The sequence below is a fragment of the Sphingobacteriales bacterium genome (assembly GCA_012517435.1).
In the GTDB taxonomy this organism is placed as follows: Bacteria; Bacteroidota; Bacteroidia; order CAILMK01; family JAAYUY01; genus JAAYUY01.
The window spans coordinates 36192-52040 of the sequence record JAAYUY010000147.1; the positions used below are offsets into that span (position 1 = coordinate 36192).

The window sequence follows — 15849 nt, forward strand, 5'->3', positions numbered from 1 at the left end:
TTTTCCTGAAATTTGCCAGAAAATCAAATCTTTGAAAATTGGTCATCAGCAATCCAGCCTGTTAGCAAACAGGTTCAAAACTGACAACATGCAAATAGTCCTCAACCCGATGTAATTAATGTTTTTAAACTGCCACTCATATTACAGTCTTCGATACGGAACTCTTTCCGTTGAATCACTGATAGCTGCAGCGAAAAAATTCAATATTCCGTCTCTTGCGCTGACCGACATCAACACCTCCATGGGAATACCTGATTTTGTTCGCGAATGCAATGAAAATGGCATAAAACCCATTGCTGGTATTGAATTCCGGAATCATAAGAACCAGCTTTTATATGTAGCCATTGCGAAAAACAATGAAGGATTAAGGGAGATTAATGAATTTCTCAGCCAACATAACTTATCGAGGACACCCTTGCCTGCCTTAACACCTGAATTTAATCATGTTTATGTGATTTATCCCTTTGATAAATCCTCTGAGGTGAAACTAAGAGATTTTGAATTCATCGGAATAAAACCATCCCAACTCAACAGACTGATCACCTCCCCTATCCGAAGAATTTCATCAAAACTGATTGTTTTACAAACTGTTACATTTGACAATGAAGAAGATTATGAACTTCATTGCCATCTGCGGGCAATCGATAATAATGTTTTACTTAGCCGTCTTTCTCCGGATCAGATAGCCTCAAAAGACGAAACCTTTAGAGATCTGAACTGGATTTTAACTGTTTATTCAGCCTTTCCCATTATTATCAGAAACACGGAAAAACTTCTCGAAGATTGTGATATTTCATTTGATTTTCAATCACATAAGAATAAAGCCACCTATACCGGTAACAGATATGACGACAGATTATTGCTTGAAAAACTTGCCATCGAAGGGCTTTATACCCGCTATGGTAAAGACAACACTCAAGCCAAGCAACGCCTGCAACATGAGCTGGAAATCATTGATAAGCTTAATTTTTCAGCTTACTTTCTGATCACCTGGGACGTGGTGAATTTTTCGATGAACCGAGGTTTTTACCATGTCGGGAGGGGAAGCGGTGCCAACAGTATAGTGGCTTACTGCCTGAAAATCACCGATGTTGACCCTATTGAACTCGACCTGTATTTTGAACGTTTTCTGAATCCCAAGCGAAGCAGTCCCCCCGATTTCGATATAGACTATTCGTGGAAAGACCGTGATCATGTCATTGATTATATTTTTAAACGTTACGGTAAAGATTATACTGCCCTTTTAGGAGCCACCACTACCTTTCAGGGAAGATCCATCCTGCGGGAACTGGGAAAAGTTCAGGGACTGCCTAAGGAAGAAATAGATGAGCTGGTATCTCATCCTGAAAAAGCCGCTACCCGTGACCATATTTCAAGGAAAATCCTGCAAATAGGCCGTAAGATGAAAGATTTTCCCAATATCCGCTCCATTCATGCAGGTGGTATTCTGATTTCTGAAAAGCCTCTTTATTATTACACTGCTTTGGATTTACCCCCAAAAGGTTTTCCAACTACCCAATGGGATATGTATGTGGCCGAAAGCATTGGTTTTGAGAAACTTGACATCCTCAGCCAGCGGGGTATCGGACATATCAACGAAAGTGTTGAAATAATCCTGAAAAACAAAGGCGAACAAGTAGATGTGCATCAGGTCGGAATGTTTAAAAATGACCCACAGGTAAAAAAACAGCTCAGAACAGCCGAAACCACCGGTTGTTTTTATATCGAAAGTCCTGCCATGCGTGGCTTGTTGCGAAAGCTGAGATGTGATGATTATCTGACACTTGTAGCAGCCAGCTCTATCATCAGACCGGGGGTAGCCCGCTCGGGGATGATGCGGGAATACATCTGGCGTTTTCATCATCCCGGGGAATTCAGCTACATCCATCCTGTCATGGAAGAGCAACTGAAAGAAACCTATGGCGTAATGGTTTATCAGGAAGATGTTTTAAAAGTCTGTCACCATTTTGCCGGCCTCGACCTGGCCGATTCCGATGTGCTGAGACGTGCCATGAGCGGGAAGTTCAGAGGGAAAAAAGAATTCCAGCGTATCGTTGACAAGTTTTTCGCCAACTGCAGGGAAAAAGGCTATCCTGAAGAGATTACCAAAGAAGTATGGCGTCAGATTGAGTCATTTGCCGGATATTCTTTTTCAAAAGCCCACAGTGCATCTTTCGCTGTCGAAAGTTTTCAGAGTCTGTGGCTGAAAGCCCATTACCCGCTTGAGTTTATGGTAGCAGTCATCAATAACTTCGGAGGTTTTTACCAGACCTGGGTTTACGTGAATGAAGCCAAAAGACAGGGTGGCATCATAGAGTTGCCGGATGTCAACAAAAGCGAATATAAAACAAGTATTGACGGAAAAAATATTTATCTTGGATTTCAGCATATTTCCAATCTGGAAAAAAATGCCAGCCGGCAAATCATTGCTGAAAGAAATAAAAACGGTTACTTTAAAGACCTTGAAGACTTTATTGAAAGAGTAAATATAGCTGTCGAACAACTCAGGATTTTAATCCGTACCGGAGCATTTCGTTTCACCAACAAAAGCAAGGCAAGCCTGTTATGGGAGGCTCATTTGCTGAAGGGGAAGAACGACCCTGCTCTTTATCAATCGAAATTGTTTCATGTCCCCTCAAAAAAATTCGTACTTCCTGAACTCGAATACAGCCAGATTGAAGATGCCTATGACGAGATTGAACTGCTTGGTTTTCCGGTTAGCCTCTCCTGGTTCGACCTGCTGAAAACCAGCTACCGCTCCCCTGTTCACTCCAACAACCTGATTGATTATGTGGGAAAAAGAATTAAAACCATCGGACAGCTTGCAACCATAAAATTTGTCAGAACCGTAAAAGGAGAAATGATGCATTTCGGAACTTTTATCGACCAGTATGGTGAAGTTTTCGATACAACTCATTTCCCTGACTCACTGCGAAAATATCCCTACCGTGGTAGCGGAATGTATTTACTTGAGGGAATTGTAGCTGAAGAATTCGGCTATGCTACCATCAATGTGGAAAAACAGGCTAAACTGCCATTAATCCCTGATCCGAGGGAAAAAGACGAAAAATGAAGGTCAGCTCATCATAAAACACGCTTAGGGTAAGAATTTATAGAGTCGGAATTCATTATTACTGTATATCAATTTATTACGGGAAGGAAAGGCTTTCAGGTAAATAATCAGTGCAGAGTCTGGTAATTCAGTAGTATTTTCAAGGAAGTAATTGACTTTGTATTTTTTATAAAGATAATCAAGGCGAAATGGATTTCTTTCTTTGGAATTATTGGCAAGACCATAGCGGTTTGTATAGAGAGACAATGCTCTTGGCTTTTTGAAAACGATCACTGCATCTTCAGGAGTATTTTCAGTAATATAGCTGAAAATTTCCTGTGCAGAAGCCTGTTCTGTCCCGGAAGGATAATCTTTCGTTTCAATATGCCAGACAATTCCCGGATAGTACAATACAAGCAGCAATACCGGAATAAGAAACTGAACTTTTAACCATTTCTTATTTAAAAAGCGTGATAACCAAAGCATTCCATAATAAAAATAGATGAATAAAAAGGGCATTACCGGCAACAGATACCTGAAACCCGGGTTGGCCGGATAAATCAGAAGAATGAAAACAGTCAGGGAAAAGAGCCAGTCGGTTAGCTGAACCGATTTCCTGATTTTATTGACTAATCCTATCAACATGAGTATGGTAAAAATGTAATAAAAAAGCAGCTGTATGCCATGGGTGATTTTTTTGAAAGTAAAAAACCATTGGAACCAATCGAGGTAATTTTTTACATTTTTGAGGATTACCGTGTTGACATCATGCTGAAGAAAGTAACTGAGGTAACCTCCTTCAGCAGGTTTGGGAAAAGCAATTTTTTTGATGATAAAAAATGTAGCAAATGAAGTTACGACTACTACTGCTGAAAAAATAAACTGCTTTGAAAAATCGAATCTTGAAGATTTTTTATTAAAAAACCCGAAAATTCCGGGAATAAGATTAGCCAAAACAGCAAGGGGAAAAACAATACCTATCGATCTGATATTCATCAGAAAACCAATTAAAAGTCCCATCAGCAGGGCGAAACGAATGCTATAATCCCTGTGTTTTTCAAACTGATAAATCAGAAAGAAAAAGAAGGCAATGAAGGGAATATCAGACAGGACATATTGCTTGAAATCAAGAGTAAAGCGGTGATAAACAATCAATAGTACCATTAGTACAGATATCCACACGGGAATATATTTCCTGAAGAAATAGAATAAACTGATACCGGCAAGCACTAAAAAAATGGTCATATAAACGGAAAAAGCCTTAAAATTAAGGCCAAATATCAAATAAACAGGTACCAGCAAAATACTGAAGCCCACTGACACATTGGCAATCATAACCGGATTATCTTCATTGTAAACCAGGCGGGTATCCTGAGGACTCTGGCATTCGGCAATTTTTTTTGCCTGATGGAGGTATAGGGCAAAATCATCTCCCCAGTCGGTGTAGCCGTGAATATTGATAAAAAACAGCGGCAATAACAGGATGAGCAAAATGACTACAGGATTCAGGCTATTGATCCTGATTTTGACTACCGTAAAAATTTGGTTCACGTTTTTCACGTACAATATATTTAGGTCGTTGCTTGATTTCCATGAACATTTTACCTATGTATTCACCCAGAATTCCGATCGTAATCAACTGAATGCCACCAAGAAATAAAACTGAAATCAGGATGGATGTCCAGCCGGGCAGCGCATTGTGCAGCATAAATTTAGCAATCAATGCATAAATGATATAAACAAAAGCAATAACAGACACCAAAATCCCTGAAAGAGTAGCAATACGCAACGGGCGGACTGAAAAAGAGGTAATGCCGTTTATGGCAAGGCTGATCATTTTTTTCAAAGTAAATTTTGTTTTACCACTGAATCGTTTATCTGCCTCATAGTCCACTACAAAACTTTTAAAACCCGTCCATTGAACCATTCCCCGTAAAAAGAGGAAATACTCATTCATGTTTTTAAGTTCGTTCACCACTTTGCGGTCGAGCAGGCGAAAATCGGAAACCCCTTCCTCTATCCTTGTGTCCGAAATAGAATTAATAAAAGAATAATAAAGCCGTGAGGTCAGGTTTTTGAGAAAACCTGCATGATGATTGGCTTTTCGTCTGGCGTAAACAATGTCGTAACCTAATTTCCAATGCCGGTAAAAATCAGCCAGAATATCAGGAGGATGCTGCAGATCAGCATCCATGCTGACAACGGCCTGTCCGGCAGCTGCATCCAGTCCTGCCTTGATAGCATATTGATGCCCGAAATTTCTTGTAAAACGTATTCCTCTGACTTCCGGATGGTCATCAGCCAGGCAGTTGATACTCCCCCAGGTTGAATCGGTACTCCCATCATCAACAAAAATAATTTCAAAGCTGGTTCTGATTTTTTCTCTGAACACCCTGCTGACTTCCTGAAAAAGTTTGTCAATGTTTTTATCTTCATTGAATACAGGAACGACTATGCTTATTTCAGGAATTTCCCTCATCTGACAGTGTCGATTTTTTGTAAAAACATATTTTCTATGATAAAATACAATAAAATTGCCAGTGCAATTATCGGAAATATTGAATTAAACGTAGAATTTCCACCTGAATAAATCAATAATGGCGTTACCGACAATGGAAAAGAGGCTATTAAAAACCAGCCAAGTTGAAATTCCTTTTTCCTGAAAAGCCAGACCATGACCGGAAACAACAGCCAGCCACAGTATCTGAAAGGCAGGGAATTGCTGAAAATCCGAAGAATTCTTTTCAAAAGAATTCCCAGGTACCAAAATGGATCATGCCTGATGTCAGACAATACTTTTTCTTTTACAATCGGCTCATATTCAGGGATTTCTTCAAATTTTACATAATAAAGGCTATCCTGATCGTAATAGGCATCAAGGTGATATTTTCCCGAATATTTGTAGTTTATGCCGGTTTTTAGCCGGAGTAGTGGCAGGGCATAATGATAAGCTACCGTATCCTCCCATCGATAGCCGTATTTGGTATCGAAATCCCCAAGTCCGCAAAAGACAGGATGCCAGAAACTATGTGCTGAAGCTCTCTTGCCGTTGTAGGGATGTCCGCCTTTTTCGATAACCAGCTGAGTGGTTTTATCAAATTTTTTGTCAAAATAATTTCTCACCAACATCCTCATGGAAAAAAATGAAACGGACAAAATACTGATCAACAATATTTTATGATAAATTCTTAAGCTTTTAGATGTCAGATAAATCAAGAAAGCGGAAAAAATGACTACCAGAATTTCTCCCCTGATTTCTGTAAAAAATGCAATGATGATTCCTGAGGCTAAAGGCACTAAAAAACCTGATTTTTTTAAATTTTTACCGAAAATGAAAGAGGCATTAAGTCCGGAAATCAACAAAAACACCGATCCCAACAATGCAAAAATATTTTTTTCCCTGAAAACGGCATACTGATAAAAAGGTGTCAGCATGACGATGAACACTATCAGCAGCCCCGGCAAGCCCTTCCCGTTTCTGTAAAAGCCAATGAAGAATATCATTAATGAAGCTATGAAAACCAGTGAATTAAAAAGTTTCAGTTTGGGATTCTCAGGGCCTTCAACAAGGGCATCAGGTAAAAAGGCAAAAATTCTGGCATTTTCTCCCATACGCGACCAGTGGCGATATTCCATGATCAGATTTTGTCCACGGGTTTGTATGAGTCTTTTAGCTCCTTCTTTTGAATAATCAGAGGGTGTCAGGGTATCAAGAGTAGCAAGCGGAAAATTTCCGGTGTAATAATAGAAATAAAGAAAATGCATGGCCATCTGATAAGAAAAACCTGTGGTATAAAGCCTGACCTGCTTTTTTTTCAGGGAAGGACCGGAAAGATATAAAATACAGCAAATCAATAATATAAGTAACAATCCTATGTTTCTGAATTTAGTACTATATTGAAATTCCAACAGTTTGAGCTGTCTGATAATTCTGTTCACCGGATTTTTTCCTGCCTTTACCGGATTGTACATATTTAAACGTCAGATTAAGTTTATTTTTGCATTCAAAAGTAAGTCTGCCTGTTAAATCTGCCAGCAATAATATGAGATATAAAAACCAGGTCGTATTTTTTATTCTGATTTTAGCAGAAAGCCTACTGCTGACCGTCTGGAGAGGAAAAACAGGTGTTTATTTGAGCCCTTTGCTCATTTTTTTTATCTCATTATCTGTTGGGATGTTTCCACTGTTTTTCCGGTCTGAAAAATTTTCCCCAACAAAGGAAAAATCATCTATATTATTGATTATCAACATAATAAGTTTAATCTCACTTACCATTCTTATTCTGTTTTTATTTGCAGCCATTTTCAGAAAAAATCCCGTTAATCCTGCCTTATCAGATATTATTCCTACCGTTGACATATTAAGCCACCGGCTTCTGGCAGGAGAAGACCCCTATCAGTTAATCACTGAATATGGCTATCATATCCCCCCGACTTACCTGCCTTTTCAATGGCTGCCATTTGTCATTTCATCTTTCTTCGGCTTCGGCCATCGCTGGATACCTGTTGTTTTCTGGCTCATCAGCCTGCTGTTTTATGAAATATACGTTTTTAACTCCATAAAATCTGAATTGCCCCGTTTTTTGGCTTCATTGCTGCCTCTTTTGATTTTACTGATTTTCGTGCTTGATTTTCCTCAGATGTTTGCCGTCAGCATTGAATTGCTTCCTGCGGCTTATTACATCCTGTTTGGCTTATCTCTGCTCAGTTCAAATATCTTTCTGAAAAGTTTTGCAGTCACCTTACCCCTGTTGAGCCGTTTTTCTTTTATAGTGTGGCTTCCTGTCTGGTTTGTCAGCCTGCTGAAAACAGAAAAAATCAGGAAACTGTTACTTTTTGCAGGGATTGCAATGATGGTTATTCTGTCTGTTTATATCCTGCCATTTTTATCAAAACGCCCCGCAACACTCATAGATGGCATGAAATATTATACTACGTCTGCCCTTGGCGAATGGATGCCAAAAGATTATCAGAAAGCCGGAGAAAAACCGGTTCATCTTTTCAGAGGTGTGGGTTTTGCCTGTTATTTCTACGATTTTTATCCGGGAAGTATCCGTAACAGACTCTCAGCCCTGAAAAAAACACAGCTTTCTCTGGTTATTTTGACATCTTTAATCTTGATTTTCTTTGTTTTAAGAAAAAAAAAACCGGATTGTCTGTCTTTATACCTGCTCTCTTCATTAAAAATATACCTGACAGTTTTTTATGCCTTCATTCAGGTGCCTTATGTTTATCTTCAGCTCGTACCGGTTTTTATCTCTGCCATATTATTTTCAGGCTATCTGACAATACACGGCTCCAATACAAAAATTATTAGTGATGCTTAGAAAAACGACAATATTTACTTTGCTGAACAGCATTCTTTTGTTTACGTACGGGCAAAACAAAATTGGTTTGACCCTGACAGGTGGAACATTTTCAAATTATTCATTTTCAAAGATTTATCTGATAACTGACGGTACTTCCGACTCCAATGAATCCTGCGTCAGCCTGCGACCTTTTTATTCCTTTCAGGCCGGCCTTTGCTTCAATTATTATCCACATGAAAAATTTTTTATCACAACAGGCTTTAATTATGTTTACCGTTATATCGACATCAATCTGTTTCCCTATAATGTTCCCTTTATTTATACAGGCACAAAACTTCAGACTTTTCAAATCCCTTTGAAAGCAGACTACATCTTATTCAGGTCGAGAAATAATCTCTCTGCAGGATTAAGCACCGGCATCAACATTTCCTTTTATAAGGCTGAAAATCAGGAATTTGGAAAGTGGCAAAACACCATTGTCATGACCAAACTTATCCGTGATGGCTTTTTCTACACCCTGAAACTGCCTGAATCGCTAAGTCCTGAATGGCTTGGCAGCATTGATTTTGGCTTACCCCTTACGAGCAAACTGAATTTAAGAACACATCTGTTTTTCACCTGTCCGTTTATCAAAAACCTCGGTCATGAATTGTTTTACTACAAGCGGATTGATACTTCTGTCATAGCCGACAAGGAATTTACTTTTTATGAAAGGGACATCAGGGTGGGTCTGGAAATAGATTTTGAGTTTCGTCCTGAATGCTTTTTCAATTGTAACAAATAAAATGATTGCATCGTTAAAATAAAACATGGTATTAATCTTTAAAAAATCTTAAAAATGAATAAGCCTATGAGTCAAGGTATTTTCTGGGGCATACTGATTATCATTCTCGGTATTGTCTTATTAATCAAGCAGTTAGCTAATCTCGACATCCCTGTTTTCAGGGTCATGCTGGGTGTGTTTCTGGTCATGCTGGGCATCAGGTTATTGTTTTTCGACAGTTTTAAATTTGGCCATCAGAGTGGTGGAGATGTGGTCTTTGGCAACAAGGAAATGAGATTTGATCCTGAAATCAAAAAATATGACTGTGTTTTCGGCTCAATGACCGTTGACATTTCGAATATTGACTACAGTCCTGAAGACAATTATGAGTTCAATGCAGTTTTTGGTGAGCTGAACATTGTGGTCAATCCAAAGACCTATGTCAAACTGAAAAGCGATGTCGTACTGGGAAATATCGAAATTCCCCAATCTGTTCGCTCTTATGGTTATGAAGATCAGGTGGATAGCAACAGTATTATGTTCAAGGCAAAAGCAGCAGCTGTATTCGGGAGTATTAAGTTTATAGTCAAATAGGATTCAACTACTGATACCTGATTTTCCGCCCGATTTTCAGGATGGTGTTTCTATTAATCCCATTGAGGCGGCAAAGCGTATCGATGGATACTCCATACATTCTGCTGATTTTATAAAGGGTATCGCCCTGCCTGACGGTGTGATACTTCATTGCCTTTACTTCTGCAACATGACCGAAAGTAGAAGCACAAATGGCCAAAGTTTCATCTTTAAGCGTAAAGTTTTCAAAATCAATTAGTAAAGTAGGATCAAAGGCCTGTCCCATAAAACGTGTTTCGAAATGAAGATGAGCACCTGTAGCCCTTCCGGTAGCCCCTCCCAACCCGATAAGCTGCCCTGATCTGACAAACTGCCCGTTATACACCAGCATTTTTGAAAGATGGGCATACATAGTTTCAATGCCGTTGTAGTGTGATACGATAACCAGATAGCCATAGCCCCTGTAATAGCGGGCAAACCTGACCATTCCGTCAAAAGCACAGTAAACACTGTCGCCCCATTTCAGGCCAATGTCCACTCCACTGTGAATACGGCCATTTCTGAACCCAAACGGGGAATTTACCTTTCCACAAACAGGCATAAAAAACCGGCAGCTATCATCAACCAGCTGAATCCAGGTGGTATCTTTTTTCTTTGTCAGGTCGATCCGGTAAGGATTGGGATGAAGAGAATCCCATATACAAATTAATAACTCATTATCAGACTGATATGAAACCGTATCAATGATAATTTTGAAAAAAGGAGAATCAATTTCAGCAGCACGCAAATTCCATCTGATACCCAACAGACATACTGCTATAGCAATGAAATATTTGAATCTCTCCGGCAAGCCTGAATATTTTAGACGGGCAAAAATATGACTTTCAGCTAAATATAAAAATTTCAACCCGAAAAAATAGAAAATTTTTCACTAACTCACTCATGATCAGTTTAAGAAAAAAAATTCAGGATTTAATGTTTGTTGGGATAATCATACCTCATTGATATTGAAAGAAAATGAAATCGAGGTGATGGGTGATGAGCTCAGTTCCCCGGATTTTTGTGTCTGCTGAAAACTGCCTGCTGCCTGATTTTCGTACAGAAGTATTGAAAAATTCAGCTGAATGGAAGTTAGGTCTGTTCTGCCTGATGACTCAATACACTGCATTTTAGTACTACTGGTCAATTCTGGCCACGCTTTTCACACCTTTCACCCTGCGAAGACGCTCTATCAGCTGATTCAATTGCTCTGTATGTTTTACCTGAAGTTTAAACAGCCCGGAAAACTCATTTTGCCTCGATTCTATATTTATGGAAGTGATATTCACCGAAAAGGTATTTGATACAATATTGGTCAGCCTGTTGGCCATTCCGATTTCATCCTCTCCTTTTATCATGATACTCACCTCAAAATAATTGTCTTTGATGTCAGAAGCCCAGCATGCTTCAATCCTGCGATATGGATAATTGGTAAGTAAAAATCTTGCATTCGGGCAGTCTTCATGGTGAATGGTGATACCTTTATCTATGGTGATAAAGCCGAAAATTCTATCTCCCGGAATGGGATGACAACATTTTCCAAACTGATACGAAACATTTTTCAAGGCAGGATCGACAATCAGAATATCCGTTTTTAAAGGCTGCTGCCGGAATTTTTCCTCTTTTACAACAGATTGCCTTGTTTCTTCTTCCCTGCTTTCCCCGCTCAGCAATGCTTTAATCTCCAGCATATCGATACTGCCATCTGCAATACCGGAATAGAGGTCTAAGGAATGAGGAAGTTTATAATGTTCAATTAAAGAACTGACAATCATTTCATTATATTCCAGTTTCCAGTTCTTCAGTTTCCTTTTCAGTATTTCCCTGCCCCTTTCAGCAAACTTATGTTGTTCTTCAGTCAGCCATCTTTTAATTTTGGTTTTGGCCTTTGAGGTAACGACAAAATTCAACCAGTCTTTGGTAGGCTTCTGGTTCCGAGAAGTCAGTATTTCAATTCTGTCGCCATTCTGAAGGATGTATTTGAGCGGTACAAGTTTATTATTGACCCTTGCGCCCGTACATCGCGAGCCAATTTCCGTATGTAACTCGAAGGCAAAATCAAGCACGGTGGCTCCTTTTTTAAGCTTTTTCAATTCAGATTTTGGCGTAAACACAAAGACATCTTCCGTCCTGACAGGCTTATTGATCCCGCTCAGGGCATCAATCAGGTTTTTCTCTGGCGATTCAAGTATTTCTCTTAAAGAATTCAGCCACTCTTCATAACTTTTATCCGTTCTGATACCCTTGTATTTCCAGTGAGCGGCAAGTCCTTTTTCAGCAATCATGTCCATCCGTGCACTGCGAATCTGTACTTCTACCCAGTGGTGGTCAGGCCCGAGAACTGTCGTATGCAGCGACTCATAACCACTTGATTTTGGTATTGTTATCCAGTCTCTTAATCTTGCGGGATTCGGCTCATAAATAGAGGTAACCAGCGAATAAGCCAGCCAACAGGCTTCTTTTTCCTTTTGTTTTTCTACCTGAAGAATAATTCTGACGGCAAAAAGGTCGAATACCTGCTCAAAATTCACATTCTGTACCTTCATTTTACGCCAGATACTGTGTATGGATTTAGTCCTCCATTTCAATTCAAACTTTAATCCGGCATTGCTCAAGGCCGTTTTTAACGGACTGCAGAACTGCTCGATGTATTCTGCTCTTTTAACAGTAGATTTTTCAAGTTTTGACAAAATACCATAGTAATCATCAGGATGTAAGACAGAAAATGCATTATCAAGCATCTCACGGTTGAGGGAATACAAACCCAGCTGATGTAATACGGCAGCATAAATATGATAACTGATTTGTGCAACAGACTGAACTTCAACACTATCATGATGTTCTTTTCGTAAAATTGCCAGAAATTCAGCTATTCTGACCAGTAAAATACGGATGTCGGACAACAAATTCAGGCTGAGCTTCAGATAATTATCGGGCTGGTTGATTAGTTTCAGGGTATCAATGTTCTCAATTTTTTCGGCTTCGTGCAGCCAGTCAATGACTTCGACTGGTAAAATTTGTTTGCAATCCGATGAAAAATCTTTGTTCTTAAAAAATGGATACCATAGCAAGGCCAGGCAGATTGCTTCGCTTTTCAGCCCCATTTCATTAAAAGCTATCCTTCCGGTCTCGGTGGCTATTTCGTATTCTTGTGGTATGATGAAGTTTTCTGAAGAAAAATAATGCTTTGACAACAACTCAAAAACCTGACGCAGTACTTTTTTACAGGAAGGTGAATCCAGGTTGCTTGTTTTCAGAAACCATTTATAATCAGCGGCAATAACAGACTGGCTGTACATCTTCGTTGGATAAAATTTAATGCAAATTTCGTAAATTATCAATGATTTGAAAAGCTGATTTCCCGAAGTACACTTTTGGAATTAAGGTTTAATTTTGCCTTATGAAAGAAATTCAATCTGTCAGGCTGGATAAGTATTTATGGGCAGTCAGGATTTACAAAACGAGGTCACTTGCTGCTGAGGCCTGCAATGGCGGGAAGGTAAAACTGAACGGAGAAGCCGCCAAACCCTCTAAAGCAGTGAAAGAGAACGATACCATTGAATTGTACAAAGACTTTGTTCATCATCAGTTCAGGGTGATTCAGCTTTTGGAAAAACGTGTCGGACATTCCATCGTGAAAGATTACCTCGAAGACCTGACACCGCCTGAAGAATTTGAAAACAGGAAAATAGTGGAACAATCAGCCTTTTATCGCCCGAAAGGACTTGGAAGGCCTACCAAAAGAGAAAGGAGACTTTTAGATAAAATTAAAGGTAAATAAGCAGAATGAAATCTTTACAAAAATACATTTTATTATCCCTAATTTTTGTCCTTTTCTTAACAAAACCCTCATTTTCACAGAATTATGACATGGTCGTCAACGTTACGGATAAAATGATAAATAAACTTCTGGCTGCCATTGGTCCTGTTTCAGGGGAAGAAGAATACAGTGTCATGTTTATTAAAGGAAAATATCAGTGGAAAGTTGAAAACCCCGTTATTAAACTTGATGAAGGCAAATCATGGTTTGAAGCTGACGTAAAAGTAAATACGGGCAATCTGAGCTATTCCGACAGGGTTAATGGGCTGATTAACATTAATTACAACAAGCAGACCGACAAACTTGAACTCAGGTTCGATCATGCCATGGTGGACATTAAAACCAAAATTCTGGGCAAAGAAAAGCTGATTACCACCATCGATATCGCCAATTATTACAAAGTGCCGTTTATTTTTGACGGTCCGGGCTCTTATGCCGAAGAATTTTCCTTTGAAATGCCGGATGGAAGCATAAAGAGACTTAAAACGGTGGTGAAAAACTGTGATATTGCAGTCAGCAAAGGCATTATACAAATGAAGGCCAATCTTGATTTTGTTGATCCGAGTAAGGTAAAACCTACAACCACAGTAAGCCAGACAACCACCCGGACAAATGTTAATGATGATGTTGCAGGAAAGACCAACACGAAAAAAGAGAAAAGAAAAAAGAGAAAAGAAAACAAAGGGAAATAAGAACTTAACCATAAAAAAAACGTTTAAAATGTTGACAAATAAAACAGTTTTGATTACGGGAGCCAGCAGCGGTTTCGGGGAAGCCTGTGCCATCTTGTTTGCCCGTGAAAAATGCCGTCTGATATTATGTGCCAGACGTGAAGAAAAACTACATCAACTGGCTGAAAGGCTGAAGAAAGATAATAATTCCGAAATACTTGTCAGGAAACTGGATGTCAGAAACAGAAAAGAGGTCGAAACATTTGTCGGAGAATTACCTGAATCATGGAAAAACATTGACATTCTGGTCAACAATGCCGGATTGGCCAGCGGGCTCGACAAGGTTCAGGAAGGTGATATTGACGACTGGGAAAAAATGATAGATACCAACATCAAAGGCCTGCTCTACCTGACCCGGGCCATTGTCCCTCTGATGATTGAAAGAGGTATCAAAGGCCATGTCATTAATATCGGCTCTATTGCCGGAATTTATGCATATCCCAAAGGGGCAGTGTATTGCGGGACAAAGGCTGCTGTCAGAATTATTTCAGACGGACTGCGAATGGATCTGGTTGAAAATGAGATAAAAGTAACCAATATTCAACCCGGTTTAGCAGAAACCGAATTCAGCATTGTTCGTTTTCATGGAGATATCGGTAAAGCAAAAGCTGTTTATCAGGGTCTTGAGCCATTGACCGCCATGGATGTGGCTGAAACGGTTGTTTTTGCTGCCAACAGACCCCCTCATGTACAAATTTGTGAGATTACACTGACACCGCGCTGCCAGGCTTCTGCTACCATTGTTTACAGGAAGTGAAGCAAGGGAAGCGGGTGATGAGTGATGGGTGATGAATAATGGGTTCCGGGTTGTATGTACCGATTTACGATTTTGGATTTACGATTTATGATTTTCAGTATTCCCTGATCCGGATTCCGGTTTTAAGATTCCTGTTCCTGCTGAAGACAGTCCCCGAAACGCCCTTAGCTCCCCTCTCTTTTCGAAAGAGAGGGGCCGGGGGTGAGTTAGATACTGTTACCAAAATATCCTCCCTACAGGCCTTGAATGGATGTTGATCCTTTATTTTATGAAACAATCATAAAATCCCGAAACGCCATCAGCTCCCCTCTCTTTTTGAAAGAGAGGGGCCGGGGGTGAGTTGATACATAAACAATTCCGTCCCTACGGGACTTGATCGGTTGTTTTTTCCTGCTGTGCTCAGTATTCCTTATCCTTAGTATTGTTTGAAAATTCATGCAAAGAACCAAAAAGAGTTGATAAAGGAGAGGTGAATAAGCATTTTTACCTAATCAGGTGAATCGTTCCGGAATGAAACAGATTTTTTCCGTCTTGAAGCCTGATATTGAGCTGGAAAGAATAGATACCAGCGGGGCAGATTCTGTCACCGGCTTTTCCATCCCAGCCTTCGTAAATACTATTACTTTCAAAGATTTTGCTTCCCCATCTGTCAAATACCCGAAGATTAAAATCCCTGATGCTGATACCCTTGATGCTGAAAGTATCGTTGAGGCCATCTGCATTGGGTGAGAAGGCATTAGGAATCCAGATAACAGCAGTATAGGGAAGGCAAAGGACATTGCTAAGGCTTTGCTGCTGATTCCCA

At 39.6% G+C, this 15849-nt stretch carries 13 protein-coding genes; 7 read left to right on the top strand and 6 right to left on the bottom strand.

The window, feature by feature from the left end; genetic code table 11:
• Positions 1 to 118: 118 nt before the first annotated feature.
• Complete coding sequence (locus GX437_08375) at positions 119 to 3073, top strand: DNA polymerase III subunit alpha (protein ID NLJ07669.1); 2955 nt, start codon at positions 119 to 121, stop codon at positions 3071 to 3073.
• A 24-nt stretch (positions 3074 to 3097) separates the two neighbouring features.
• Here the strand turns inward: GX437_08375 and GX437_08380 are convergent, their stop codons facing one another.
• Genes GX437_08380 through GX437_08390 form a run of 3 tightly spaced genes read right to left on the bottom strand, consistent with a single transcriptional unit; the run spans position 3098 to position 7024 of the window.
• Positions 3098 to 4603, bottom strand: coding sequence for a hypothetical protein (locus GX437_08380; GenBank protein NLJ07670.1), 1506 nt, complete (start codon positions 4601 to 4603; stop codon positions 3098 to 3100).
• On the bottom strand, positions 4563 to 5531 hold the full coding sequence (locus tag GX437_08385; GenBank protein ID NLJ07671.1) for a glycosyltransferase family 2 protein: 969 nt from the start codon (positions 5529 to 5531) through the stop codon (positions 4563 to 4565). The genes GX437_08380 and GX437_08385 overlap by 41 nt, the downstream gene beginning before the upstream one ends.
• Positions 5528 to 7024 carry a hypothetical protein gene (locus GX437_08390; GenBank protein NLJ07672.1) on the bottom strand — a complete coding sequence of 499 codons (1497 nt, stop codon included), beginning with the start codon at positions 7022 to 7024 and terminating at the stop codon, positions 5528 to 5530. Before GX437_08390 ends, GX437_08385 begins: the two co-directional genes overlap by 4 nt.
• A gap of 71 nt (positions 7025 to 7095) precedes the next feature.
• Between GX437_08390 and GX437_08395 the strand changes: the two genes are divergently transcribed.
• Genes GX437_08395 through GX437_08405 form a run of 3 tightly spaced genes read left to right on the top strand, consistent with a single transcriptional unit; the run spans position 7096 to position 9718 of the window.
• Positions 7096 to 8379, top strand: coding sequence for a hypothetical protein (locus GX437_08395; protein NLJ07673.1), 1284 nt, complete (start codon positions 7096 to 7098; stop codon positions 8377 to 8379).
• Positions 8372 to 9145, top strand: a complete 774-nt coding sequence (locus tag GX437_08400; protein NLJ07674.1) for a hypothetical protein — start codon at positions 8372 to 8374, stop codon at positions 9143 to 9145. Before GX437_08395 ends, GX437_08400 begins: the two co-directional genes overlap by 8 nt.
• Before the next feature lie 54 nt (positions 9146 to 9199).
• Positions 9200 to 9718 (top strand): hypothetical protein, encoded by a 519-nt coding sequence (locus GX437_08405; GenBank protein ID NLJ07675.1) that lies wholly within the window; start codon positions 9200 to 9202, stop codon positions 9716 to 9718.
• A gap of 7 nt (positions 9719 to 9725) precedes the next feature.
• Here GX437_08405 and GX437_08410 read toward each other — a convergent pair whose 3' ends face one another.
• Both GX437_08410 and GX437_08415 read right to left on the bottom strand, forming a co-directional pair.
• The gene (locus GX437_08410; protein NLJ07676.1) at positions 9726 to 10547 is read right to left on the bottom strand and encodes a peptidoglycan DD-metalloendopeptidase family protein; all 822 of its coding nucleotides are present in this window, start codon (positions 10545 to 10547) and stop codon (positions 9726 to 9728) included.
• A gap of 325 nt (positions 10548 to 10872) precedes the next feature.
• Entirely contained in the window at positions 10873 to 13035 is a 2163-nt protein-coding gene (locus GX437_08415; GenBank protein NLJ07677.1) for a bifunctional (p)ppGpp synthetase/guanosine-3',5'-bis(diphosphate) 3'-pyrophosphohydrolase, read from the bottom strand.
• 101 nt (positions 13036 to 13136) lie between these two features.
• Between GX437_08415 and GX437_08420 the strand changes: the two genes are divergently transcribed.
• Genes GX437_08420 through GX437_08430 form a run of 3 tightly spaced genes read left to right on the top strand, consistent with a single transcriptional unit; the run spans position 13137 to position 15044 of the window.
• Complete coding sequence (locus GX437_08420; GenBank protein NLJ07678.1) at positions 13137 to 13517, top strand: RNA-binding S4 domain-containing protein; 381 nt, start codon at positions 13137 to 13139, stop codon at positions 13515 to 13517.
• A 5-nt stretch (positions 13518 to 13522) separates the two neighbouring features.
• Positions 13523 to 14248, top strand: a complete 726-nt coding sequence (locus GX437_08425; GenBank protein NLJ07679.1) for a hypothetical protein — start codon at positions 13523 to 13525, stop codon at positions 14246 to 14248.
• A 28-nt stretch (positions 14249 to 14276) separates the two neighbouring features.
• The gene (locus tag GX437_08430; protein ID NLJ07680.1) at positions 14277 to 15044 is read left to right on the top strand and encodes an SDR family oxidoreductase; all 768 of its coding nucleotides are present in this window, start codon (positions 14277 to 14279) and stop codon (positions 15042 to 15044) included.
• Between the two features lie 483 nt (positions 15045 to 15527).
• Here the strand turns inward: GX437_08430 and GX437_08435 are convergent.
• A partial coding sequence (locus GX437_08435; protein NLJ07681.1) for a gliding motility-associated C-terminal domain-containing protein occupies positions 15528 to 15849 on the bottom strand: 322 nt, incomplete at its 5' end.

Excerpts from the sequence above, each read along its gene's own strand:
- GX437_08375 (NLJ07669.1), top strand. The coding sequence starts at position 119 with ATGTTTTTAAACTGCCACTCATATTACAGTCTTCGATACGGAACTCTT.
- GX437_08385 (NLJ07671.1), bottom strand. The coding sequence starts at position 5,531 with ATGAGGGAAATTCCTGAAATAAGCATAGTCGTTCCTGTATTCAATGAA.
- GX437_08390 (NLJ07672.1), bottom strand. The coding sequence starts at position 7,024 with ATGTACAATCCGGTAAAGGCAGGAAAAAATCCGGTGAACAGAATTATC.
- GX437_08395 (NLJ07673.1), top strand. The coding sequence starts at position 7,096 with ATGAGATATAAAAACCAGGTCGTATTTTTTATTCTGATTTTAGCAGAA.
- GX437_08400 (NLJ07674.1), top strand. The coding sequence starts at position 8,372 with ATGCTTAGAAAAACGACAATATTTACTTTGCTGAACAGCATTCTTTTG.
- GX437_08405 (NLJ07675.1), top strand. The coding sequence starts at position 9,200 with ATGAATAAGCCTATGAGTCAAGGTATTTTCTGGGGCATACTGATTATC.
- GX437_08415 (NLJ07677.1), bottom strand. The coding sequence starts at position 13,035 with ATGTACAGCCAGTCTGTTATTGCCGCTGATTATAAATGGTTTCTGAAA.
- GX437_08420 (NLJ07678.1), top strand. The coding sequence starts at position 13,137 with ATGAAAGAAATTCAATCTGTCAGGCTGGATAAGTATTTATGGGCAGTC.
- GX437_08425 (NLJ07679.1), top strand. The coding sequence starts at position 13,523 with ATGAAATCTTTACAAAAATACATTTTATTATCCCTAATTTTTGTCCTT.
- GX437_08430 (NLJ07680.1), top strand. The coding sequence starts at position 14,277 with ATGTTGACAAATAAAACAGTTTTGATTACGGGAGCCAGCAGCGGTTTC.